This is a genomic window from Pseudomonas sp. PVC-5-1 (assembly GCF_057444345.1).
In genome coordinates this window covers 4,091,905-4,114,848 of the sequence record NZ_CM172024.1, presented here as the reverse complement: position 1 = coordinate 4,114,848, position 22,944 = coordinate 4,091,905, and the positions used below count along the sequence as shown (strand labels likewise).

Annotated in this window: 20 protein-coding genes; all 20 read left to right on the top strand. The window is 62.1% G+C overall.

The annotated features are described in order from the left end of the window. The first annotated feature begins 4 nt into the window (after positions 1-4). Positions 5-2,047: a flagellar hook-associated protein FlgK gene (flgK, locus tag AC2T3R_RS18860; RefSeq protein WP_486744103.1), complete on the top strand. Its 2,043-nt coding sequence runs from the start codon at positions 5-7 to the stop codon at positions 2,045-2,047. Positions 2,048-2,060: 13 nt separating this feature from the next. Further along, positions 2,061-3,626 (top strand): flagellar hook-associated protein 3, encoded by a 1,566-nt coding sequence (locus tag AC2T3R_RS18855; protein WP_247727097.1) that lies wholly within the window; start codon positions 2,061-2,063, stop codon positions 3,624-3,626. A 492-nt stretch (positions 3,627-4,118) separates the two neighbouring features. Further along, positions 4,119-5,048, top strand: coding sequence for a ketoacyl-ACP synthase III (locus AC2T3R_RS18850; RefSeq protein ID WP_023661003.1), 930 nt, complete (start codon positions 4,119-4,121; stop codon positions 5,046-5,048). 410 nt (positions 5,049-5,458) lie between these two features. Beyond that, positions 5,459-7,150, top strand: coding sequence for a flagellin N-terminal helical domain-containing protein (locus AC2T3R_RS18845; protein WP_486744102.1), 1,692 nt, complete (start codon positions 5,459-5,461; stop codon positions 7,148-7,150). A gap of 76 nt (positions 7,151-7,226) precedes the next feature. Continuing rightward, positions 7,227-7,577, top strand: coding sequence for a flagellar protein FlaG (locus AC2T3R_RS18840; RefSeq protein ID WP_169774815.1), 351 nt, complete (start codon positions 7,227-7,229; stop codon positions 7,575-7,577). 78 nt (positions 7,578-7,655) lie between these two features. Next, positions 7,656-9,011, top strand: a complete 1,356-nt coding sequence (fliD, locus tag AC2T3R_RS18835) for a flagellar filament capping protein FliD (RefSeq protein ID WP_169774814.1) — start codon at positions 7,656-7,658, stop codon at positions 9,009-9,011. Between the two features lie 82 nt (positions 9,012-9,093). Continuing rightward, complete coding sequence (gene fliS / locus AC2T3R_RS18830; RefSeq protein WP_169774813.1) at positions 9,094-9,489, top strand: flagellar export chaperone FliS; 396 nt, start codon at positions 9,094-9,096, stop codon at positions 9,487-9,489. A gap of 18 nt (positions 9,490-9,507) precedes the next feature. Then, positions 9,508-9,801, top strand: coding sequence for a flagellar protein FliT (gene fliT, locus AC2T3R_RS18825; RefSeq protein ID WP_023661008.1), 294 nt, complete (start codon positions 9,508-9,510; stop codon positions 9,799-9,801). Between the two features lie 167 nt (positions 9,802-9,968). After that, positions 9,969-11,444: a transcriptional regulator FleQ gene (gene fleQ / locus AC2T3R_RS18820; RefSeq protein WP_015271222.1), complete on the top strand. Its 1,476-nt coding sequence runs from the start codon at positions 9,969-9,971 to the stop codon at positions 11,442-11,444. 210 nt (positions 11,445-11,654) lie between these two features. Beyond that, a complete protein-coding gene (locus AC2T3R_RS18815) occupies positions 11,655-12,872 on the top strand; it encodes a sensor histidine kinase (RefSeq protein WP_486744101.1) in 1,218 nt (405 codons plus the stop codon). After that, positions 12,872-14,227 (top strand): sigma-54-dependent transcriptional regulator, encoded by a 1,356-nt coding sequence (locus AC2T3R_RS18810; protein WP_169774812.1) that lies wholly within the window; start codon positions 12,872-12,874, stop codon positions 14,225-14,227. The genes AC2T3R_RS18815 and AC2T3R_RS18810 overlap by 1 nt, the downstream gene beginning before the upstream one ends. Before the next feature lie 209 nt (positions 14,228-14,436). Beyond that, complete coding sequence (fliE, locus tag AC2T3R_RS18805; protein ID WP_013973606.1) at positions 14,437-14,769, top strand: flagellar hook-basal body complex protein FliE; 333 nt, start codon at positions 14,437-14,439, stop codon at positions 14,767-14,769. A 15-nt stretch (positions 14,770-14,784) separates the two neighbouring features. After that, positions 14,785-16,563, top strand: a complete 1,779-nt coding sequence (fliF, locus tag AC2T3R_RS18800) for a flagellar basal-body MS-ring/collar protein FliF (RefSeq protein WP_013973605.1) — start codon at positions 14,785-14,787, stop codon at positions 16,561-16,563. After that, positions 16,556-17,575, top strand: a complete 1,020-nt coding sequence (gene fliG / locus AC2T3R_RS18795; protein WP_013973604.1) for a flagellar motor switch protein FliG — start codon at positions 16,556-16,558, stop codon at positions 17,573-17,575. Before fliF ends, fliG begins: the two co-directional genes overlap by 8 nt. A 161-nt stretch (positions 17,576-17,736) precedes the next feature. Next, on the top strand, positions 17,737-18,519 hold the full coding sequence (gene fliH / locus AC2T3R_RS18790; RefSeq protein ID WP_038410041.1) for a flagellar assembly protein FliH: 783 nt from the start codon (positions 17,737-17,739) through the stop codon (positions 18,517-18,519). Next, on the top strand, positions 18,509-19,864 hold the full coding sequence (fliI, locus tag AC2T3R_RS18785; protein ID WP_013973602.1) for a flagellar protein export ATPase FliI: 1,356 nt from the start codon (positions 18,509-18,511) through the stop codon (positions 19,862-19,864). The genes fliH and fliI overlap by 11 nt, the downstream gene beginning before the upstream one ends. 6 nt (positions 19,865-19,870) lie before the next feature. Continuing rightward, on the top strand, positions 19,871-20,323 hold the full coding sequence (gene fliJ, locus AC2T3R_RS18780; RefSeq protein WP_013973601.1) for a flagellar export protein FliJ: 453 nt from the start codon (positions 19,871-19,873) through the stop codon (positions 20,321-20,323). A gap of 191 nt (positions 20,324-20,514) precedes the next feature. Further along, complete coding sequence (locus AC2T3R_RS18775) at positions 20,515-20,820, top strand: STAS domain-containing protein (protein WP_013973600.1); 306 nt, start codon at positions 20,515-20,517, stop codon at positions 20,818-20,820. An 8-nt stretch (positions 20,821-20,828) separates the two neighbouring features. After that, positions 20,829-22,520, top strand: a complete 1,692-nt coding sequence (locus AC2T3R_RS18770) for a fused response regulator/phosphatase (protein ID WP_486744100.1) — start codon at positions 20,829-20,831, stop codon at positions 22,518-22,520. A gap of 48 nt (positions 22,521-22,568) precedes the next feature. Continuing rightward, positions 22,569-22,916 carry an Hpt domain-containing protein gene (locus AC2T3R_RS18765; protein WP_044047131.1) on the top strand — a complete coding sequence of 116 codons (348 nt, stop codon included), beginning with the start codon at positions 22,569-22,571 and terminating at the stop codon, positions 22,914-22,916. Positions 22,917-22,944: the final 28 nt, after the last annotated feature.

Genomic DNA, 22,944 nt, shown 5'->3' with positions numbered 1-22,944 from the left:
AATCATGTCGAGCCTGATTTCCATCGGCCTGAGTGGCCTGAGTGCCAGCCAGGCGGCATTGTCGGTCACCAGTAACAACATCGCCAACGCTGCGACCAGTGGCTATTCGCGCCAGCAGACGATCCAGGCAGCGGGCCCTTCGCACAACATCGGCGCGGGCTTTTTGGGCACCGGTACCACGCTGTCGGATGTGCGCCGCATCTACAGCGCCTATCTGGACAACCAGTTGCAGACCGCCACCTCGCTGCAGGCCGACTCGGTCGCCTTCCAGGACCAGATCACCAGCGTCGACAAGCTGCTGGCCGACCGTGACACCGGCATCAGTTCGGTCCTTACCGCATTCTTCTCGGCCCTGCAGACCGCATCGGCCAAGCCTGGTGATGTTGCCTCGCGGCAGCTGCTGCTGACCCAGGCGCAGACCTTGAGCAACCGTTTCAATGCGGTGTCCACCCAGCTGAGCCAGCAGAACGAGGTGATCAACTCCCAGCTCGATACGCTGGCGGGGCAGGTCAACAAGCTCACCGGCAGCATCGCCGAGTACAACAAGCAGATCGCCGCCGCCAGCGCTACCGGCAACACGCCCAACAGCCTGCTGGACGCACGCAGCGAAGCCGTGCGCCAGCTCAACGAGCTGGTCGGTGTGACGGTGCAGGAGCGTGACGGAAACTACGACGTATACCTGGGCAGCGGCCAGTCGCTGGTCACTGGCAACAAGGCCAACACCCTGTCGGTGCAGCCCGGCGCCGCCGACAAGAGCCAGGCCAGCCTGCGCATCAACTATGAATCGTTCAGCTCCGATGTGACCTCGGTGATCACTGGTGGCACCATCGGCGGCCTTTTGCGCTATCGCCAGGATGTGCTGACACCATCGATGAACGAGCTCGGTCGGGTCGCCCTGGTGGTTGCCGACAGCATCAACAGCCAGTTGGGCCAGGGCCTGGATGCAAACGGCCAGTTCGGCAGCTCGCTGTTCTCCAGCATCAACAGTGCCACCGCCGTTGCCCAGCGCAGCCTGGCCTCGTCGAACAACAGTGCCGGCTCTGGCAACCTCAACGTGACCATTGCCGACAGTGGCGCGCTGAGCACCTACGACTACGAGGTGAAGTTCACTAGCGCCAATCAGTACAGCGTGCGCCGCTCCGACGGCACCGACATGGGCACCTTCGACCTCAGCGCCGACCCGGCACCAGTGATCGACGGCTTCAGCCTGTCGCTGAATGGCGGCGGCCTGGCGGCTGGGGACAGCTTCAAGGTGATCCCCACCCGTTCGGCAGCCGGTAGCATCACCACCACCCTCACCGATGCCAACAAGCTGGCTTTTGCCGGCCCGGTCAGTGCCACGGCGGGCAGCGGCAACAGTGGTACCGGCACCATCACCCAGCCGACGCTGGGCGAATCACTGGACATCTACGGTGGGGCCGACACTGCGCTGATCCAGCAATCGATTCGCGACTCGATGCCGGTGCGCGTGGTGTTCGACGCGGCCAGTGGCGGCTCCCAGGGCTACAAGCTGTACGATGCCAAGGGCACCCAGATTGGTACCGGCAGCGTGGTGCCAGGGCAGGACAACAAGCTGTCGATCGCCGTGCCGATGCGTGATGCGTCCGGTAACCCGATTCTCGATGGCAGCGGCAATCCGAGTACCTTTGCCGTGGAAACCACCATTGGCGGCAGCCCGGCTACCAACGACAGCTTCACCCTGTCGTTCAATGCCGACGGCAAGGCCGACAACCGCAACGCCAACGCACTGCTGGACCTGCAGACCAAGTCGACCGTGGGCACCAACTCCGGCACCGGCACCAGCTTCACCTCGGCCTATGCCTCGCTGGTCGAGCGGGTAGGGGCCAAGGCCAGCCAGGCCGCCATCGATACCACGGCGACCCAGGCGGTGTTCAAGTCCGCCGCCGAAAGCCGAAGTGCGGTGTCGGGCGTCAACCTCGATGATGAGGCGGCCAGCCTGGTGAAGTTCCAGCACTACTACACGGCGTCGTCGCAGATCATCAAGGCGGCGCAAGAAACCTTCAGCACCCTGATCAACGCCTTGTAAGGAGTAGACTACCGTGCGCATTTCCACTGCTCAGTTCTACGAGACCAGCGCCACCGGCTACTCGCAGAACTACTCCAACCTGGCCAAGATCACCGAACAGGTTACCTCCAAGTCGCGCATCCAGTCGGCCGGCGACGACCCGGTCGGCGCTGCGCGCCTGCTGGTGTTGCAGCAACAGAGCGCCTTGCTGGACCAGTACAGCGGCAACATGACCACAGTCAAGAACGCCCTGTTGCAGGAAGAGAGCGTGCTGTCGACCATCAACGATGCCCTGCAGCGCGCCAGCGAGTTGGCGATCCAGGCCGGCAACGGTGGCCTGAGCGATGCCGACCGTACCTCGATTGCCAGTGAGATCAAGGAAATCGAAGCCAATGTCTTCGGTCTGCTGAACTCGCGCGACGCCAACGGCGACTACATGTTCGGCGGCTCCAAGTCGTCGACCCCACCCTATGTGCGCAACGCCGACGGCACCTACAGCTACCAGGGCGACCAGACCCAGCTGAGCCTGCAGGTGTCCGACACCCTGCGCCTGGCGACCAACGACACCGGCTACAGCATTTTCGACCAGGCCACCAACAACAGCCGCACCCAATCGAACCTGGTGGCACCGTCGCCGGATGATGGCAAGGTGCTGCTCTCTGGCGGCCTGCTGACGTCGGCCACCACCTACAGCAACCAGTTTGCTGCTGGCCAGCCTTATACCGTCACATTCACCAGTGCCACCGAGTACAGCGTGAAGGACGCAGCCGGCAACGACATCACCACCGAAACGGCGGGCAAGGGCAAGTTCGACGTCAACACCGAAGGCGGCAAGATGATTTCGCTGCGGGGCGTCGACTTCGAAATCAACCTGAACCTGGCGGAGGGCGATGATGCCGACGCCGTGGTGGCGGGCCACGTTTTCACCCTCGAAGCCAAGCCAGACACCCTGACTGCCACCCGCAGCGCTGGTAACCCATCGACCGCGCAGGTAACCGGTACCAGTATCACTGACCCTGATGCCTACCGCAGCACCTTCCCGAGCAACGGTGCGGTGATCCGCTTCACCAGTGATACGGAGTATTCGCTGTATGCGCAGCCGTACTCTGCCGATAGCAAGCCTATTGCCTCCGGTACACTAGGAGCGGGCAATGCGATCACGGTGGCCGGCGTTACCTACCAGTTCGACAGCGCACCAGCCCAGGGTGACCAGTTCTCGGTCAATGCCAATACCCACCGCTCACAGAACGTGCTGGACACCCTGGGTCAGCTGCGCAGTGCCCTGGAAAAGCCCCTTGACTCGCCAGAGGCGCAGGCTGCGCTGAAAACTGCCACCGACTCGGCGATCTCCAACCTGGCCAGTGCCCGTGACCGCATCGACATTACCCGTGGCTCCATCGGTGCGCGGGCCAACTCGCTGGAAATTCAGGCGCAGGAGAACGAAAGCCTGGGCTTGGCCAACAAAAGCACGCAAAGTGCTATCGGCGATACCGACATGGCTTCGGCGACCATCCAGCTGACGCTGCAGCAGGCCATGCTCGAAGCCTCGCAGCTGGCGTTTGCGCGTATTTCACAGCTGAGCCTGTTCGACAAGATCTGATCGGGCGCCTGGCAGGCTGGAGCGCTCGCCCTAGTGGGCGCTGCTGCCCTGCTCAATTTCTGGAAGCTGGCGCGATCCCTGTGGGTTTTACCCGCAAACACCGGCGCAGGAGCCGGTGCCATCCACCGCGTCGCCTGCTTCGCGGGTGAACCCGCTCCCACAGGTGTCGAGCAGGTTTCAGGACCCCACCTACCTGTGGGATGCTTTTTGCCGATTTACGCTACAGAAGGCCTACCCCGCAGGTGTTGTGTCCGCTTGGTCACTCCCGAATTCCACAGTCCCCACACCTTCCACACGGCTTTCGTAGCATTTCAATGTGACCAATGAGTCAAAACGGTCATCTTCCCTGTATTCTATGCAACAGCTGTTGCAGCATTTTGTTACCGGTGCGCAGGCGAGCACTGCCTTCAACCCCCAGCGGTGACGTTCCGGTATTTGGCGCCCTCAATTCATCGAGTGGTGGTCTTTGGCTGTTTTCATTGGGAAGCCAGAATGATTGGCATCAAAAGCATCGCGAGTTACGTGCCCACCGCTGGCCTGGACAACTATGTCCAGGGTGCGAAGTTCGGCAAGGACGAAGAGTTCATGTTCGGCAAGATCGGCGCATCGTTCCTGCCGCGCAAGGCCGCCGAGCAGGAAACCTCGGACCTGTGCGTGGAAGCCGCCCAGGCGCTGTTCGCCAGCAATCCCGACCTCGACCCGCAATCGATCGATGCGCTGATCGTGGTCACCCAGAACGGTGACGAAGAAGGCCTGCCGCACACTGCCGCCATCGTCCAGAGCAAGCTCGGCCTGTCTACCCGCGTGGCGGCGTTCGACGTGTCGCTGGGCTGCTCCGGCTACGTGTACGGCTTGTATGCCATCAAGGGCTTCATGGAAGCGGCGGGGCTGAAGAACGGCCTGCTGATCACCGCCGACCCGTATTCGAAGATCGTCGACCCGGAAGACCGCAACACCACCATGTTGTTCGGTGATGCCGCCACGGCTACCTGGATGGGTGAAAACGCGGTCTGGAACCTGGGCCAGGCGCGCTTCGGTACCGACGGTTCCGGTGCCGAGCACCTCAAGGTGAGTGATGGCAAGTTCTTCATGAACGGCCGCCAGGTGTTCAACTTTGCCCTGGTCAAGGTGCCGGCGCATCTGCACGAGCTGCTGGATGCCAGCGGCCTGAAGTCGTCGGATATCGATGCCTTCTGCATACACCAGGGCAGTGCGGCGATTGTCGATGCCGTGGCCCGCCGTTTCGAAGAGAACCATCCGGAAAAGTTCGTCAAGGACATGCTGGAAACCGGCAACACCGTTTCTTCCAGCGTGCCGCTGCTGCTGCAGAAGCACATGCTCGACGGCAGCTGGAAGCGCGTGGCGATCAGCGGCTTTGGCGTGGGCTTGTCGTGGGGCTCGGCCATCCTGTACCGCGACTGATCCCCCAGCAGTCCAGAAAAAGCGCCCGGCGGCCACCGCCCGGCGCTTTTTTGATGCTCGAAAGAAAATCGAGGCCGTCACGCGGTTTCTGTGGGAGCGGGCATGCCCGCGAACACCGGCGAAGCCGGTGCCATCCATCGCGTTGCCTTCTTCGCGGGCGCGCCCGCTCCCACAGGGCGGGGTGATGCTCCTGATATGGCATTTGGCCTACTCCCGCACAGTTTTTGACGCCAATAAACCGCCCTTAACCCCTTGATTTCTCAGGGCTGGCCCCATGCCAGCATTTTTTTTTCAAAAACGCCCTCAAGCAACCTGCGCACCCGACGATAACTATTACGAAGGTTCTCTAGGCCACACCCGGCTGTCGCCAGGGCCGGAAGCCGCAGTATCCATACAACGAGGAATTCGTCATGGCTTTGACCGTTAACACCAACATCACCTCCTTGGGCGTTCAGAAGAACCTGAACCGTGCTTCCGACGCGCTGGGTACCTCGATGTCCCGCCTGTCCTCTGGCCTGAAAATCAACAGCGCCAAAGACGACGCCGCTGGCCTGCAGATCGCCAACCGTCTGACCAGCCAGATCAAAGGCCTGAGCGTTGCCGTGAAGAACGCCAACGACGGCATCTCCATCGCCCAGACCGCTGAAGGCGCGATGCAGGAATCGACCAGCATTCTGCAGCGTATGCGTGAACTGGCCCTGCAGTCGGCTAACGGCTCGAACAGCGATGACGACCGTACTTCCCTGCAGCAGGAATTCACTGCGCTTTCGGGTGAGTTGACTCGTATTGCAAACACCACCACTTTCGGTGGCCGTAACATTCTGGACGGTTCGTTCCAGAACGTTGGTTTCCAAATTGGTGCAAGCGCTAACGAAACTATTTCGTTTGGTATGACTGACATTAGCTCGACTGGTTTGAAGGGGGCTTACAGCGAAGCAAGCGTAGCTAGTGGCCCACTGGCTGGTTTGACTGCTACTGCGTTAGGCAATAAGGCTGGCGCGGCTGTTACTGGTGCGGCTGTTGCAACTCTCAATAGCGGAGGGGCATCGACTATCACCGGTACAGAAGACATCAGCATTAATGGTAAAGCGCTGACTCTGGCTGCTTCTGCAAAAGGTGCGGATGTTGCCAAGGCGATCAACGATTTGGGCGCAGGCGTTTCTGCATCTTGGGATGACACCGCTAATAAGCTGACCTTGAGCTCGTCGTCGGATATCGTTGTGGCAGGTGCGGATGTCGCCGATATTGGTCTTACCGCAGCTACTACTAATACAGTCACTTCCGCGAACTCTGCAACTGCAACGTTGGGCTCGGCTGGCTCTCTGAAAGTCAATGGCACTGATGTCACTTGGACCACTGGCGCAACTGTGACCTCTGTCCTGGCTCAAATCACTGGAGCTGATGGCATTGCATCTGCCGCCTTTGATGCGGATGGCCGATTGAGCATTACTTCGAAAGACGGTAGTGATGTCAAACTGGCTAACAATACTGGTGGTTCGCTTGCTCAGTTGGGCCTCACTGCTGGTACGTCGGAAGCTAAAACTAATGCAGATACCTCGATCAACCTTAATGGTGTCGAGGTTAAATTTGCCGCTGGCTCGACTGCACAGAACGTTGTTTCTGCGATCAATAGCGCTAGCACTGGCGTAACTGCAAGCCTTGCTGATGATGGTAGCTTGTCGTTGTTCTCTGATAAGGACATTACTATTGCGGATGGTAGTGCCGGTACCGGTTTGGCGGCGCTCGGTTTGACAGGGAAAACTGGTGCTAAAGCAGTAACTATGGAAACAACTGTTTCCAACTTGAGCATCACCGATGCCAAGTCTTCCCAAGTTGCAATTCAGGCTCTGGACGCTGCCATTGCCCAGGTCGACAGCCAGCGCGCCCAGCTGGGTGCCGTTCAAAACCGCTTCGACAGCACCGTAGCCAACCTGAACAGCATCTCGGAAAACTCCACCGCTGCCCGCAGCCGTGTACAGGACGCCGACTTCGCTTCGGAAACCGCCGAGCTGACCAAGCAGCAAACCCTGCAACAGGCTTCCACCGCGATCCTGTCCCAGGCCAACCAGCTGCCGTCGTCGGTGCTGAAACTGCTGGGCTAATACCAAAAGCTGAGTAGTTTGACGAAGGGTACGGTGACGTACCCTTTCGTCTTTCCAGTAAAAAGAGGTGTAAGACATGGATATGAGCGTGAAACTGGGCCTGTCCTATCCCGCCTCCGCTGCGCACGACACTACGACGAGCAAGCGGCAAGCAAGCGACCCGGCAGCCAACGAGCCGGTCGACAAAGATTCCAAGCCTGCAGCCCGGCAAGACCTGGAAAGCGCGGTCAGCGCCATCCAGGACTTCGTCAAGGCTTCAGAGCGACAACTCGACTTTTCGATCGATGACTCCACCGGTCAGGTGGTGGTCAAGGTCATAGCCCGCCAAAGCGGCGAAGTCATCCGTCAGCTGCCCTCCGAAGTAGCGCTGAAACTGGCGGAAAACCTGAGGGATGCCAATAGCCTGTTGTTTGATATTCAGGCCTGATTGGCACGGCTTTTGTTGTAAAGCCGCACGGACGCGTTTTCGTCGGATTTTCGACGGTCACCGAAATGGAGAGTGAAGATGGCGAGTTCAACTATTACCGGCCTGGGTTCGGGTCTTAAGATCGATGAGATCGTTGCGGCGTTGGCCAATGCCGAAAAGGCACCAAAGCAGAAGCAGATCAACACCCAAACCACCACGGCTACTACCTCGCTGTCGGCCATCGGTACCATCAAAAGTGCACTGGACACTTTCCGTGCCGCCATCACCAAACTGAACACGGCTTCGAGTTTCTCTGGTTTGGCATCTTCATCGTCTGACGAAGCTATCGCCAAGATCAAGCTGGGGGATGGGGCGTCGTCGGGTAGCTACGCGCTGGAAGTTACCCAGTTGGCAACGGCTTCGAAAATTTCTACCCAGGTCTACGACAAAACGTCGACCATCGTTAACGATTCGGGTGAGTCGCAAACCCTGACCATCAGTCAAGGCAGCGCCACTCATAGCGTGACCATCGCCAACGGCGCGACCTTGCAACAGGCTCGCGACACGATCAATGGGCAGCTGCAGTCCAAGGGCATAACCGCGAACATCGTTACCGACGCCAGTGGTTCGCGGCTCATTTTTTCTTCGACCAAGATGGGCGAGGGCACCGAGTTGACACTGGGCGGCGATGCCAACATGGCCACCGGCGTGACTACTATCGCCAAGCCGCAAAATGCCAAGTACACCCTTGATGGGCTGGAGCTGGAGTCCGCCTCTAATACCGTTACTGGCGCCGTCAGTGGTGTGGACATCACCTTGGTCAAGGAAGGTAAGGCCAGTCTTTCGGTTATCAGCAACAACGACACGCTAAAGAGTTCCGTGCAATCGTTCGTCACCGCTTACAACGCACTGATGACTGCCATCAATACCCAGACCAAGGTCACCACAGGCGCCGATGGCGCTGCCACGGGCTCTGCGGCGCTGACCGGTGATGCCACCATGCGTTCGCTGGTCAATGCCATGCGTAGCGAAATCAGTCGCAGTATGGGAAGTGGCGGCCTGCGTACTTTGTCGCAGCTCGGTATCAACACAGTGCAGAAGACCGGTTTGCTCGAGTTCAATGACACCAAGTGGGATAGTGCAGTCAAGAGTTACGGTGCTGACATTGGCAGCCTGTTTACTGGCAAGGATGGTCTGTTGAGCCGGATGACGAGCACCACGGAGGAGTACACCAAAACCGGTGGTATCCTCGCCTCGCGCCAGACCAGCCTGACCAACCAGCTTAAAGAGCTGGAGGAGGCGCAAGCCGCACTGGACCGCCGTATCGAGTCGCTGACCGAAACCCTGACCAAGAAATACAACGCCATGGACACCATGGTTGCCCAGCTCAAGGCTACCAGCGACAGCGTCATGACCACGCTGAATGCACTGAATAAAGCCAACAGCGACGACTGACCGCACTAAAGAAAACCGGGGCAGGGCCGATGTAGTAAGTATACGGCCCCTGCCGAGCAGCCCCGTTTACTGAGGATCCCCCATGCACCCGATGAGAGCCCTTCGCCAGTACCAGAAGGTCAATTCCCACGCCCAGATTTCCGAAGCCACTCCGCACCGCTTGGTGCAGATGTTGATGGAAGGCTCGCTTGATCGCATGGCCCAGGCCAAGGGTGCGATCGCGCGCGGCGACGTGGCGCAGAAGGGCCTGATGCTGGGCAAGGCCATCGACATCATCGGCGGCTTGCGTGAAGGCCTGGACAAGGAAAAGACCGACAACCCGGACGAACTGGACCGCCTGGACAGCCTGTACGACTACATGGCCCGTCGACTGACCCAGGCCAACCTGCACAGCGACCCGGCAATTATCGATGAAGTCGCACAGCTGATGATCACTGTGAAAAGCGGCTGGGACGCCATCGCCTCCGCCGAGCAATAACACCCTGAGGACACCCCTATGAGCGCGTTGCAGCAAATTGAAGATACCCGTCTGGCCCTGAGCCAGGCCCTGCAAGCGCGCGACTGGGCGGCCATTGGTGAGCTCGACTTGGCGTGTCGGGCGCTGATGGATGAAGTGCTGCAGGAGGGGCAGGGGGATGAAGCCGCCGTGCGGGCTAATCTGGAAGCGTTGATGGCGGTTTATCGTCAGCTAATCGACGTTGCAAGTGACGAGCGTCAATCCTTGGTCACACAAATGTCGAATATCAACCAAGCGAAACACGCCACAAAGGTATACCATCTGTTCAGCTGAAGCTGGCCAGAATGCAACGCTTCGGCGCCATAAATTTGACTGCCTTTAAGTTTTTGACTTTACTAGTGGCTGTTTTCGAATTTCAGACGTCCGAACACTGACCATTCAGTCGGAATGATGTCGAGCACGCCCTCGGGCGCCGATATGACTAGGGAAGTTGCTATTGCATGTGGCGTGAAACCAAGATTCTGCTGATCGACGACGACAGCGCACGCCGCCGCGACCTGGCGGTGGTGCTTAACTTCCTCGGCGAAGAAAACCTCGCTTGCTCCAGCCAGGACTGGCAGCAAGTGGTCGAGCCGTTGTCTTCGAGTCGCGAAGTGCTGTGCGTGCTTATCGGCACTGTAAATGCCCCGGGCAGTGTGCTTGGGCTCGTTAAGACAGTGACTGGGTGGGATGAGTTCCTTCCGGTTCTGCTTTTAGGTGAAATTTCTTCTGCGGAGTTCCCGGAAGACCTTCGCCGCCGGGTGCTTTCCAACCTGGAAATGCCGCCAAGCTACAGCCAGCTGCTGGATTCGCTGCACCGTGCCCAGGTCTATCGCGAGATGTACGACCAGGCGCGCGAGCGTGGCCGCCAGCGCGAACCCAACCTGTTCCGCAGCCTGGTCGGCACCAGCCGTGCCATTCAGCACGTGCGGCAGATGATGCAGCAAGTGGCCGATACCGATGCCAGCGTGCTGATCCTGGGTGAGTCCGGCACCGGCAAGGAAGTGGTCGCGCGCAACCTGCACTACCATTCCAAACGCCGCGAAGCGCCGTTCGTGCCGGTCAACTGCGGTGCGATCCCGGCCGAGCTGCTGGAAAGCGAACTGTTCGGCCACGAGAAGGGCGCCTTCACCGGGGCGATCACCAGCCGTGCCGGGCGCTTCGAGCTGGCCAACGGCGGTACCCTGTTCCTTGACGAAATCGGCGACATGCCGTTGCCGATGCAGGTCAAGCTGTTGCGTGTGCTGCAGGAGCGTACTTTCGAGCGCGTGGGCAGCAACAAGACCCAGAGCATCGATGTGCGCATCATTGCCGCGACCCACAAGAACCTCGAGACCATGATCGAGGAGGGTACGTTCCGCGAAGACCTGTACTACCGCCTGAACGTGTTCCCCATCGAGATGGCGCCGCTGCGTGAGCGGGTGGAAGACATCCCGCTGCTGATGAATGAGCTGATCTCGCGCATGGAGCACGAGAAGCGCGGGTCCATCCGCTTCAACTCCGCGTCGATCATGTCGCTGTGTCGCCACGGCTGGCCGGGCAACGTACGTGAGCTGGCCAACCTGGTCGAGCGCATGGCGATCATGCACCCGTACGGGGTGATTGGCGTTTCCGAGCTGCCGAAGAAATTCCGTTACGTCGATGACGAAGACGAGCAGATGGTCGACAGCCTGCGCAGCGACCTGGAAGAGCGCGTGGCGATCAACGGCCATACGCCGAACTTCAGCAACCACGCCATGCTGCCACCTGAAGGCCTGGACCTGAAGGATTACCTGGGCAGCCTGGAGCAGGGCCTGATCCAGCAGGCGCTGGACGATGCCAACGGTATCGTTGCGCGTGCAGCTGAACGTTTGCGCATTCGCCGCACCACCTTGGTCGAGAAGATGCGCAAGTACGGCATGAGCCGCCAGGGCGGCGAGGAGCAGGCGGAGGATTGACGCCTGGCGGTTGTCTGTACCGGCCTCTTCGCGGGCACGCCCGCCCCCACAGGAACGATGCACAGCTTGATTCGATGATATCCCTGTAGGAGCGGGTTCACCCGCGAAGGGGCCGGCACAGCCAACCCAAATCCCTATCTCCGGCACGGCTATTGCTACACCGCTGGTAACACACCGTTTTTATGACGGTCAGCCACGCGAGAGAGCAAGATGCCCCAGGCCGCCCACGTAATCCGAGCCCCCGATCCGCAGGGGCAAACCCCGATCGAGCAGGACAGTCGCCAGGGTGTCGAGCAGGCCTTCGCCCTGTTCAATCAGGTGTCCAGCCAGTTGAGTCAGTCCTACAGCCTGCTGGAGGCCCGGGTCAGCGAGCTCAAGGGCGAGCTGGCGGTGGTCAGCGCCCAGCGCATCGATGAACTGAGCGAAAAGGAACGCCTGGCCAACCGCCTGCAAAACCTGTTGGACCTGCTGCCCGGCGGGGTGATCGTGATCGATGGCCAGGGCCTGGTACGCGAAGCCAACCCGGCAGCCTGCGAATTGCTCGGCGAGCCGCTGGTCGGCCAGCTGTGGCGCCAGGTGATCGCCCGCAGCTTTGCCCCACGCAAGGATGACGGTCACGAAGTCTCGCTGCGCGATGGCCGCCGCCTGTCCATTGCCACTCGCTCGCTGGATGCCGAACCTGGCCAATTGGTGTTGCTCAACGACCTGACCGAAACCCGTCGCCTGCAAGACCAGCTGGCTCGCCACGAGCGCCTGTCTTCGCTGGGGCGCATGGTCGCCTCGCTGGCGCACCAGATCCGCACGCCACTGTCGGCGGCGATGCTCTACGCCAGCCACCTGGCTGATCCCGAACAAGACCTGGGCGCGGAAACCCGCCAGCGCTTTGCCGGCACCCTGAAGGAGCGCCTGCACGAGCTGGAGCATCAGGTCCGCGACATGTTGGTATTCGCTCGTGGCGAGCTGCCGCTGGGTGATCGAGTCACGCCAAAAGCCCTGTTCCAGGTCCTGCAGCAGGCTGCCCAGGCGCATGTGCAAGGGCACGCCGTGCGCTGGCAGTGCGACAGCCACCTGGGTGAGCTGCTGTGCAACCGGGACACCTTGATTGGTGCATTGCTCAACCTGATCGAGAATGCGCTGCAAGCCAGCGACGGCCCGGCGCGCCTGAAGGTGCACCTGTTCCGCCGCGAGCGCAGCCTGCACCTGTGTGTAAGCGACGCCGGCAGTGGCATAGATGCCGACCTGCTCGGTCGCCTGGGCGAGCCGTTCCTGACCACCAAGGCTACTGGCACCGGCTTGGGCCTGGCCGTGGTCAAGGCCGTGGTGCGTGCGCACCAAGGTACGCTGCGCCTGCGCTCCAAGGTTGGCCGTGGCACCTGTGTGCGGGTGGAGCTGCCGTTGATCGGTGGGCAGCTGGCGGAGGGCATGTAATGACGATCAAGGTGCTGCTGGTCGAGGACGACCGTGTATTGCGCCAGGCACTGGGCGATACCCTGGAAATCGGCGGTTTCGCCTACCAGGCGGTAGGCAGTGCCGAAGAAGCGTTGGAAGCAGTGCTGGAGGAGGCCTTCAGCCTGGTGGTCAGCGATGTGAACATGCCTGGCATGGATGGGCACCAACTGCTGGCCCAGCTGCGCCGCCAGCAACCGCAACTGCCCGTGTTGCTGATGACTGCGCATGCCGCGGTGGAGCGCGCCGTCGAGGCGATGCGCCAAGGGGCTGCCGACTATCTGGTCAAGCCGTTCGAGCCCAAGGCATTGCTCAGCCTGGTCGAGCGGCATGCCGCCGGGCGCGTGGCTGAAGAAGAAGGCCCGGTGGCTTGCGAGCCAGCCAGCCGACAGTTGCTGGAACTGGCCGCTCGCGTGGCGCGCAGTGACTCGACCGTGCTGATTTCGGGCGAGTCCGGCACCGGCAAGGAAGTGCTGGCGCGCTATATCCACCAACAGTCGGCGCGCGCGGCTCAACCCTTCGTGGCGATCAACTGTGCGGCCATCCCCGACAACATGCTCGAGGCCACCCTGTTCGGCCACGAGAAGGGCGCCTTCACTGGCGCCATTGCCGCCCAGGTCGGCAAGTTCGAGCAGGCCGAGGGTGGCACCTTGCTGCTCGATGAAATCTCGGAAATGCCGATGGCTTTGCAGGCCAAGCTTTTGCGCGTGCTGCAGGAGCGCGAGGTGGAGCGGGTCGGCGGGCGCAAGCCGATCAGCCTGGATATCCGTGTGCTGGCCACCACCAACCGTGACCTGGCTGGCGAAGTGGCTGCCGGGCGTTTTCGTGAAGACCTGTACTATCGCCTGTCGGTGTTCCCTCTGGCCTGGCGCCCGCTGCGCGAACGCCCAGGTGACATCCTGCAACTGGCCGAGCGCTTGTTGGCGCGCCACGTGGCCAAGATGAAGCATGCCCCGGTGCGCCTGTCGCCCCAGGCACAGGATTGCCTGCAGGCGTACGCCTGGCCGGGCAACGTACGTGAACTGGACAATGCCCTGCAGCGGGCGTTGATCCTGCAGCAGGGTGGGGTGATTGAGGCGGCGGATTTCTGTCTGGCGGGCGCCATTCCATTGTCAGCCGGCACAGAGCCATCACTCGAGGTGGTGGCCGAGGCTGGCGGGCTGGGCGATGACATGCGTCGTCATGAGTACCAGATGATCATCGACACCCTGCGAGCCGAGCGCGGCCGCCGCAAGGAGGCGGCCGAACGCCTGGGGATAAGCCCGCGTACCTTGCGCTACAAGCTGGCGCAGATGCGCGATGCCGGGTTTGACGTCGAGGCCAGCCTGTTCGGCTGAAGATCGAAAGGGGCTGCTGCGCAGCCCATCGCCGGCAAGCCAGCTCCCACAGAGGCCCGCGCTGTACCTGTGGGAGCTGGCTTGCCGGCGATGGGGCGCGAAGCGGCCCCAGATTGTCTGGCATGCATAGGCTGGCACCTTTGTTGCTTTAGGTTGGCTATCCGCCGCATCACTGTCAAAAAAATGCGGCTGCAGGAGAGAGAAGGGTCATGAGCCAAGGTGTTGAATTCAATCGTCTGATGTTGGACATGCGGGCCATGCAGGCCGATGCCATGTCGCTGCCCAAGGTGGCCGCCGCCCCCGAGCTGGCACCGGGGCAGAGTACCTTTGCCGACATGCTCGGCCAGGCCATCGGCAAGGTGCATGAGACTCAGCAGGCTTCGACCCAACTGGCCAACGCTTTCGAGATCGGCAAGAGTGGCGTCGACCTGACCGACGTGATGATCGCTTCGCAAAAGGCCAGCGTGTCGATGCAGGCCCTGACCCAGGTACGCAACAAGCTGGTCCAGGCGTACCAGGACATCATGCAGATGCCGGTTTGAGGACGGACGTAAACCATGGCTGAAGCAGTCGTCGACAACGCCCCTGCCAAGAGCGGCCCGCCCGCGGCCAAGCCGCCGCTGTTCGGCATGGCGTTTCTGGAAAACATCGCGCAGATGCCCATGCTGCGTCAGATCGGCCTCATGGTCGGCCTGGCCGCCAGCGTGGCGATCGGCTTTGCCGTGGTGCTGTGGTCGCAACAACCCGATTACCGTCCGCTGTACGGCAGCCTGGCCGGCATGGACACCAAGCAGGTCATGGATACCCTGGCCGCCGCCGACATCCCCTACAACGTCGAGCCCAACTCCGGGGCTCTGCTGGTCAAGGCCGACGACCTCTCCCGTGCGCGCCTGAAACTGGCGGCCGCCGGGGTGGCGCCAAGCGATGGCAACGTCGGTTTCGAGCTGCTCGACAAGGAGCAGGGCCTGGGCACCAGCCAGTTCATGGAAGCCACCCGTTACCGTCGCAGCCTGGAAGGCGAACTTGCGCGTACCGTGTCCAGCCTGAACAACGTCAAGGGCGCGCGCGTGCACCTGGCCATCCCGAAAAGCTCGGTGTTCGTGCGTGACGAACGCAAGCCCAGCGCCTCGGTACTGGTCGAACTGTACCCGGGCCGTGCCCTGGAAGCCGGGCAGGTGATGGCCATCGTCAACCTGGTCGCCACCAGCGTGCCGGAACTGGACAAGTCCCAGGTCACAGTAGTCGACCAGAAGGGCAACCTGCTGTCCGAGCAGATCCAGGACACCGCCCTGACCCAGGCAGGCAAGCAGTTCGACTACAGCCGCCGGGTAGAAAGCATGCTCACCCAGCGGGTACACAACATCCTGCAGCCGGTGCTGGGCAATGACCGCTACAAGGCCGAAGTGTCTGCCGACCTGGACTTCAGCGCGGTCGAGTCCACCTCCGAGCAGTTCAACCCCGACCAGCCGGCGCTGCGCAGCGAGCAATCGGTCGATGAACAACGTGCCAGCAGCCAAGGCCCGCAAGGCGTGCCTGGCGCGCTGAGCAACCAGCCGCCAGGCGCTGCATCGGCACCGCAGACAACCGGTGGCGCCGCCACGCCGGCTGCTGCCATCCAGCCAGGCCAGCCGCTGGTGGATGCCAATGGTCAGCAGATCATGGACCCGGCCACCGGCCAGCCTATGCTTGCGCCGTATCCGTCGGATAAACGTCAGCAGAGTACCAAGAACTTCGAGCTCGACCGCTCCATCAGCCATACCCGCCAGCAGCAGGGGCGCATGACCCGCCTGTCGGTGGCGGTAGTGGTGGACGATCAGGTCAAGATCGACCCGGCCACCGGCGACACCACCCGTGCGCCTTGGGGCGCCGAGGACCTGGCACGCTTCACGCGCCTGGTACAGGACGCGGTCGGCTTCGATGCCAGCCGTGGCGACAGCGTGACGGTGATCAACGTGCCGTTCGCCGCCGACCGTGGCGAGGAGATCGCCGATATCGCCTTCTACCAGCAGCCGTGGTTCTGGGACATCGTCAAGCAGGTGCTGGGCGTGGTGTTCATCCTGGTACTGGTATTCGGTGTGTTGCGGCCGGTGCTGAACAATATTACAGGGGGCGGCAAGCAGGCTGCCCCGGACAGCGACATGGAGCTGGGCGGCATGATGGGTCTGGATGGCGAACTGGCCAACGACCGCGTCACTCTGGGTGGCCCGACAAGCATTCTGCTGCCTAGCCCCAGCGAGGGTTACGAGGCACAGCTCAACGCAATCAAAGGCCTGGTGGCCGAAGACCCGGGCCGCGTTGCCCAGGTCGTGAAAGAGTGGATCAACGCCGATGAGTGACAACCGAGCCGTTACCGCCAAGCTGAGCCGCGTCGACAAGGCGGCAATCCTCCTGCTTTCTTTGGGCGAGACCGACGCGGCCCAGGTGCTGCGGCACATGGGGCCAAAGGAAGTACAGCGGGTGGGTGTGGCCATGGCCCAGATGGGCAATGTGCACCGTGACCAGGTCGAGCAGGTGATGAGCGAGTTCGTCGAAATCGTCGGCGACCAGACCAGCCTGGGCGTGGGCTCCGATGCCTACATCCGCAAGATGCTCAACCAGGCGCTGGGCGAGGACAAGGCCAACGGCCTGGTCGACCGCATCCTGCTCGGTGGCAACACCAGTGGCCTGGACAGCCTCAAGTGGATGGAGCCGCGCGCCGTTGCCGATGTGATCCGCTACGAGCACCCGCAGATCCAGGCCATCGTGGTCGCCTACCTCGACCCCGACCAGGCCGGCGAAGTGTTGAGCAACTTCGACCACAAGGTGCGCCTGGACATCGTCCTGCGCGTGTCGTCGCTGAACACTGTGCAACCGGCGGCGTTGAAGGAGCTGAACCAGATCCTCGAGAAGCAGTTCTCGGGCAATTCCAACGCGGCACGTACCACCCTGGGTGGCATCAAGCGCGCCGCCGACATCATGAACTTCCTCGACAGCTCGGTGGAAGGTGCGCTGATGGACGCGATCCGCGAGATCGACAGCGACCTGTCGGAGCAGATCGAAGACCTGATGTTCGTCTTCAACAACCTGGCCGATGTCGACGACCGTGGCATCCAGGCGCTGCTGCGCGAAGTCTCGTCCGACGTGCTGGTGGTATCGCTCAAGGGCGCCGACGAGCGGGTCAAGGACAAGATCTTCAAGAACATGTCCAAACGTGCCTCGGAGCTGTTGCGCGACGACCTGGAGGCCAAGGGGCCGGTGCGGGTCAGCGACGTGGAAACGGCGCAGAAGGAAATCCTCACCATCGCCCGCCGCATGGCCGAGGCCGGCGAGATCGTGCTCGGCGGCAAGGGTGCCGAGGAAATGATCTAAGGTCTTCGCGATCTGAAAGCCGACGCCGCCCCTTGTGGGAGCGGGTTTACCCGCGAAGGCGTCGGACCTGGCGATAGAGGTTGTCGCTGCCGACGCATTCGCGGGTGAACCCGCTCCCACAGGGACCGTGTCGGCTGAACATGGTTTGAGAACATGACAGCATGCCCACCAAAGAACATCACCCCAGCGACCTGATCCGCGCCCGCGACCTCGAAGGCGTGGACGTATGGGCGCTGCCCAGCTTCGACCCGGAACCCGAGCCTGAGCCCGAACCGGAGCCGGAGCCCGAGGTAGTCGAGGAAGAAGTCGAGGAAGTGCCGCTGGAAGAAGTCCAGCCACTGACCCTGGAAGAACTCGAGGCCATCCGCCAGGAAGCCTACAACGAAGGCTTTGCCACCGGTGAGCGCGAGGGCTTCCATAGCACCCAGCTCAAGGTCCGCCAGGAAGCCGAAGAGGCCCTGAAGACCAAGCTGGAAAGCCTCGACCGGCTGATGACCAACCTGATGGAGCCGATCGCCGAGCAAGACACGCAGATCGAGAAGGCCCTGGTCCACCTGGTTGCTCACATGACCCGTCAGGTAATCGGTCGCGAACTGCGGAGTGATTCCAGCCAGATCACCCAGGTACTGCGCGAAGCGCTCAAGCTGCTGCCCATGGGCGCGGACAATATTCGCATCCATCTCAACCCGCAGGATTTCGAGCTGGCCAAGGCCCTGCGCGAGCGCCATGAGGAAAGCTGGCGGCTGCTCGAGGACAGCGCGCTGCTACCAGGCGGCTGCCGTATCGAGACCGCGCACAGCCGCATCGACGCGACCATGGAAACCCGCATCGAGAAAGCCGTGGCGCAACTGTTCGATCAGTTGCACGACCATTCGCTGCACCCGGCGGCAGCGGATATGTCCATTGATCTGGACAGCCTGGTGGATACCCCGGATGCACCTTGAACGCACCAGCTTCGGCAAACGCCTGGGCAGTTATGCCGAGGCCATCGAACTGCCGGCCCAGCCCATCGTCGAAGGCCGCCTGCTGCGCATGGTTGGCCTCACCCTGGAAGCCGAAGGCCTGCGCGCTGCAGTCGGCAGCCGCTGCCTGGTAATCAACGACGACAGTTATCACCCGGTGCAGGTGGAAGCCGAAGTCATGGGTTTTGCCGGGCCCAAGGTATTCCTCATGCCGGTCGGCAGCATCGTCGGCATCGCTCCCGGCGCCCGGGTGGTGCCGCTGGATGACGGCGGCCGCCTGCCCATGGGCATGAGCATGCTCGGCCGGGTGCTCGACGGCGCCGGCCGTGCGCTGGATGGCAAGGGCGGGATGAAGGCCGAGGACTGGGTGCCGATGGACGGCCCGGTGATCAACCCGTTGAACCGCGACCCCATCAGCAAACCGCTGGATGTGGGTATCCGCAGCATCAATGGCCTGCTCACCGTCGGTCGCGGCCAGCGCCTGGGCTTGTTCGCCGGTACCGGCGTGGGCAAGTCGGTGTTGCTGGGCATGATGACCCGCTTCACCGAAGCCGAAATCATCGTCGTCGGCCTGATTGGTGAGCGGGGCCGCGAGGTCAAGGAATTCATCGAGCATATCCTGGGTGAGGAAGGCCTCAAGCGCTCGGTTGTGGTCGCTTCGCCCGCCGACGATGCGCCGCTGATGCGCCTGCGCGCCGCCATGTACTGCACACGTATCGCCGAGTACTTCCGCGACAAGGGCAAGAACGTGCTGTTGCTGATGGACTCGCTGACTCGTTTCGCCCAGGCCCAGCGTGAAATTGCCCTCGCCATCGGCGAACCGCCGGCCACCCGGGGTTACCCGCCGTCGGTGTTCGCCAAGCTGCCCAAGCTGGTGGAGCGGGCCGGCAACGGCGAGCCAGGCGGTGGTTCGATCACCGCGTTCTACACTGTGTTGTCCGAGGGTGACGACCAGCAGGACCCGATTGCCGACTCGGCGCGTGGTGTGCTCGATGGCCACTTCGTGCTGTCGCGGCGGTTGGCCGAGGAAGGCCATTACCCGGCTATCGACATCGAAGCCTCGATCAGTCGGGTCATGCCTCAGGTGGTCGATGCCGACCATTTGCGCCAGGCGCAAAAGTTCAAGCAGCTGTGGTCGCGCCTGTCGCAAAGCCGTGACCTGATCAGTGTGGGTGCCTACGTGGCGGGTGGCGACCCGGAAACCGATCTGGCCATTGCCCTGCAGTCGAAGCTGGTGGAGTTTCTGCGCCAGGGCCTGCGCGAGAACGTGGGCATGGCGCAAAGCCGCGACCAGCTGGGGGCGATCTTCACGCCCCCGGCAGGCTGATAAGCCATGGCGCTGCCTGGACGTGCCGCGCGCCTGGCGCCGGTGGTGGACATGGCCGAAGAGGCCGAGCGCAAGGCGGCGCAGCGCCTTGGGCAGTTCCAGCAGCAGGTGGCCACTGCCCAGGCCAAGCTGGCCGAGCTCGAGCGGTTTCGCGAGGATTACCAGCTGCAGTGGATCAACCGCGGCGGGCAGGGGGTAAACGGTAGCTGGCTGGTCAATTACCAGCGCTTCCTCGGGCAGCTGGAAACGGCCATGACTCAGCAGCGCCAGAGCCTGGTCTGGCACCAGAACAACCTCAACAACGCCCGCGGCACCTGGCAGCAGGCCTATGCCCGGGTGGAAGGCCTGCGCAAGCTGGTACAGCGCTATCTGGAGGAAGCCCGGCGGGCCGAAGACAAGCGCGAGCAGCGCCTGCTCGACGAGCTGTCACAACGCCTGCCGCGGCAGAATCACCTATAGCCTGTACTGGCCTCTTCGCGGGTAAACCCGCTCCCACAGGCACGGCGCAGGATTCGAATTTGTGGAGATCCTGTGGGGGCGGGTTTACCCGCGAAGAGGCCGGGACAGGCAGCCCACATGCTTGCCACCCCCGCCATCGCCTGCTAAACCTTTATGGAGTTGCATCCGCCATCATCGAAGGAATCGCTAGCATGGCAGTCGAGACTGATTTTTCGCAGGACGGGAAAAAGCTGACGATAAAGATCAAGGGGCGCTTCGATTTCGGCAAGCACCAGGAATTTCGCGACGCCTACGAACGCCAGCCCAGCCGGCCAGATTCGGTGGTCGTCGACCTGAAGGACACCACCTACCTCGACAGTTCCGCGCTCGGCATGCTGCTGTTGCTGCGTGACCATGCAGGCGGCGATGAGTCGGATGTGCGAGTGGTGCATGCCAGCTCCGACGTGCGCAAGATACTCGCCATCTCCAATTTCGAAAAACTCTTCGATATCAGTTGAGCGCCGACATGCCGGCCGAACAGGCGTTGACCGTGCTGGTGGCCGAAGACGGTGCCGCCGACCGCCTGCTGCTGGCGCAGATCGTGCGCCGTCAGGGTCATCAGGTATTTACCGCGGAAAACGGCGAGCAGGCGGTGGCGTTGTTCGTCGAGCGGCGCCCGCAACTGGTGCTGCTGGATGCGCTGATGCCGGTGATGGATGGCTTCGAGGCGGCGCGACAGATCAAGGCCCTGGCCGGCGAAGCGCTGGTGCCGATCATTTTCCTGACTTCATTGAACGAGGAGGAAGGCCTGGTGCGCTGCCTGGAGGCAGGGGGCGACGACTTCATGGCCAAGCCCTACAGTGCGGTGATCCTTGGTGCCAAGATCCGCGCCATGGACCGCCTGCGCCGGCTGCAGGCCACCGTGATGGAGCAGCGTGACCAGATTGCCCGGCACCACCACCACCTGCTCAACGAGCAGCGGGTGGCCAAGGCGGTGTTCGACAAGGTGGCCCACTCCGGCTGCCTTGCCGCGCCTAACATCCGCTACCTGCAATCGCCCTATGCGCTGTTCAATGGCGACCTGATGCTGGCCGCGTTCACCCCGTCCGGCGACATGCGTGTGCTGCTCGGCGACTTTACCGGCCACGGCCTGCCGGCGGCGGTAGGGGCGATGCCGCTGGCCGAAGTGTTCTACGGCATGACTGCCAAGGGCTACGGCATGGCGCAGGTCCTGCGCGAGATGAACGCCAAGCTCAAGCGCATCTTGCCGGTGGACATGTTCTGTTGTGCGCTGCTGCTCAACCTCAGCATGCAGCGCGGTTCGGTGGAGGTGTGGAACGGCGGTATGCCTGATGGCTATCGCCTGGCAGTGGATGGCCAGGTGCTGTCGGCGCTGGGTTCGCGACACCTGCCGCTGGGCATCCTGGACGCTGAGCGTTTCGATGACAGTACCGAAGTGCTGCCGCTGGCGCCGGGTGAGCGCCTGCTGCTGCTTTCGGACGGCGTGCTCGATACGGCCGACGACCAGGAGCGCCTGTTCGGCGTGCAGCGCCTGCGCAGGGTGCTGGCCGACAACCGTGACCCGGCGCGGCTGTTCGACGAAGTGATGCAGGCCCTGGAGCGCTTTGGCGGGCGCCCGCGCGATGACATCAGCCTGTGCGACATTCGTATGTTCTGTGCCGAGGAGCGGGTGCCGGCGCCGATGATCTACTCTGATAGCGGCCGCTCCAGCCCGCTGGACTGGTCGCTGGGATTCGAGGTGCGTGGCGAGAGCCTCAAACGCTTCAACCCGGTGCCGTACCTGGTGCAGTTGTTGCAGGAGATTCACGGCCTGCGTGCGCGCACCGGCAACCTGCACAGTGTGCTCAGCGAGCTTTATTCAAACGCGCTGGAGCATGGCGTGCTGGGCCTGGATTCGCAGCTCAAGCGCGATGGCCAAGGCTTTGCAGACTATTATCAAGAGCGCGCCCGGCGCCTCGGGGTGTTGACCGACGGTTACGTGCGCATCGATTTCAAGGTTGAACCGCATGCCGACGGCGGGCGTCTGATGATCGAGGTCCGTGACAGTGGTGCCGGGTTCGATGTGCAGGGCGTGCTGTCGCGGCCCACGCTGGAGCAGGGGCTGAGCGGGCGTGGCCTGAATCTGGTTCGGCGGCTGGCCAGCAGCGCGTGCTGGAGTGAAGGCGGGCGTTGCGCGCATGTGGAGTTCGTCTGGTGAGCCACGGGTTGGCTCGGGCATAATCTGGCTTGATCAAGGAGTGAACAAGTGACTGACATGCATATTGACCACAAGGTACTCAGCGACCTGCGTGAGGTCATGGAAGATGGCTACCTGCAGTTGGTGCAAACCTTTCTTGACGACTCCGAGCGGCGCCTGGGCCAGTTGCATGCGGCCAAAAATGCTGAAGAGCTCGGTTCTGCGGCCCATAGTTTCAAGGGCAGTAGCAGCAATATGGGCGCGGTTGCACTGGCCAGCCTGTGCCAGCAACTGGAGGAGCGCGCGCGGCGGCCTCCGCTGTATGGCATCGAGGACCTGATCAACCGCATCGACCTGGAGTTCGTCGAGGTACAGCGCTTCTACCGAGGTGAGCAGCAACGCATTTCGGCGGGTTGATACACGACTTGGCGCGAGTCTTGCCTGT

What these genes read in the sequence shown, in the direction of transcription:
- flgK (WP_486744103.1), top strand. Translation starts at nt 5, where the DNA reads ATGTCGAGCCTGATTTCCATCGGCCTGAGTGGCCTGAGTGCCAGCCAG.
- AC2T3R_RS18850 (WP_023661003.1), top strand. Translation starts at nt 4,119, where the DNA reads ATGATTGGCATCAAAAGCATCGCGAGTTACGTGCCCACCGCTGGCCTG.
- AC2T3R_RS18845 (WP_486744102.1), top strand. Translation starts at nt 5,459, where the DNA reads ATGGCTTTGACCGTTAACACCAACATCACCTCCTTGGGCGTTCAGAAG.
- AC2T3R_RS18840 (WP_169774815.1), top strand. Translation starts at nt 7,227, where the DNA reads ATGGATATGAGCGTGAAACTGGGCCTGTCCTATCCCGCCTCCGCTGCG.
- fliD (WP_169774814.1), top strand. Translation starts at nt 7,656, where the DNA reads ATGGCGAGTTCAACTATTACCGGCCTGGGTTCGGGTCTTAAGATCGAT.
- fliS (WP_169774813.1), top strand. Translation starts at nt 9,094, where the DNA reads ATGCACCCGATGAGAGCCCTTCGCCAGTACCAGAAGGTCAATTCCCAC.
- fliT (WP_023661008.1), top strand. Translation starts at nt 9,508, where the DNA reads ATGAGCGCGTTGCAGCAAATTGAAGATACCCGTCTGGCCCTGAGCCAG.
- fleQ (WP_015271222.1), top strand. Translation starts at nt 9,969, where the DNA reads ATGTGGCGTGAAACCAAGATTCTGCTGATCGACGACGACAGCGCACGC.
- AC2T3R_RS18815 (WP_486744101.1), top strand. Translation starts at nt 11,655, where the DNA reads ATGCCCCAGGCCGCCCACGTAATCCGAGCCCCCGATCCGCAGGGGCAA.
- AC2T3R_RS18810 (WP_169774812.1), top strand. Translation starts at nt 12,872, where the DNA reads ATGACGATCAAGGTGCTGCTGGTCGAGGACGACCGTGTATTGCGCCAG.
- fliE (WP_013973606.1), top strand. Translation starts at nt 14,437, where the DNA reads ATGAGCCAAGGTGTTGAATTCAATCGTCTGATGTTGGACATGCGGGCC.
- fliF (WP_013973605.1), top strand. Translation starts at nt 14,785, where the DNA reads ATGGCTGAAGCAGTCGTCGACAACGCCCCTGCCAAGAGCGGCCCGCCC.
- fliG (WP_013973604.1), top strand. Translation starts at nt 16,556, where the DNA reads ATGAGTGACAACCGAGCCGTTACCGCCAAGCTGAGCCGCGTCGACAAG.
- fliH (WP_038410041.1), top strand. Translation starts at nt 17,737, where the DNA reads ATGCCCACCAAAGAACATCACCCCAGCGACCTGATCCGCGCCCGCGAC.
- fliI (WP_013973602.1), top strand. Translation starts at nt 18,509, where the DNA reads ATGCACCTTGAACGCACCAGCTTCGGCAAACGCCTGGGCAGTTATGCC.
- fliJ (WP_013973601.1), top strand. Translation starts at nt 19,871, where the DNA reads ATGGCGCTGCCTGGACGTGCCGCGCGCCTGGCGCCGGTGGTGGACATG.
- AC2T3R_RS18775 (WP_013973600.1), top strand. Translation starts at nt 20,515, where the DNA reads ATGGCAGTCGAGACTGATTTTTCGCAGGACGGGAAAAAGCTGACGATA.
- AC2T3R_RS18770 (WP_486744100.1), top strand. Translation starts at nt 20,829, where the DNA reads ATGCCGGCCGAACAGGCGTTGACCGTGCTGGTGGCCGAAGACGGTGCC.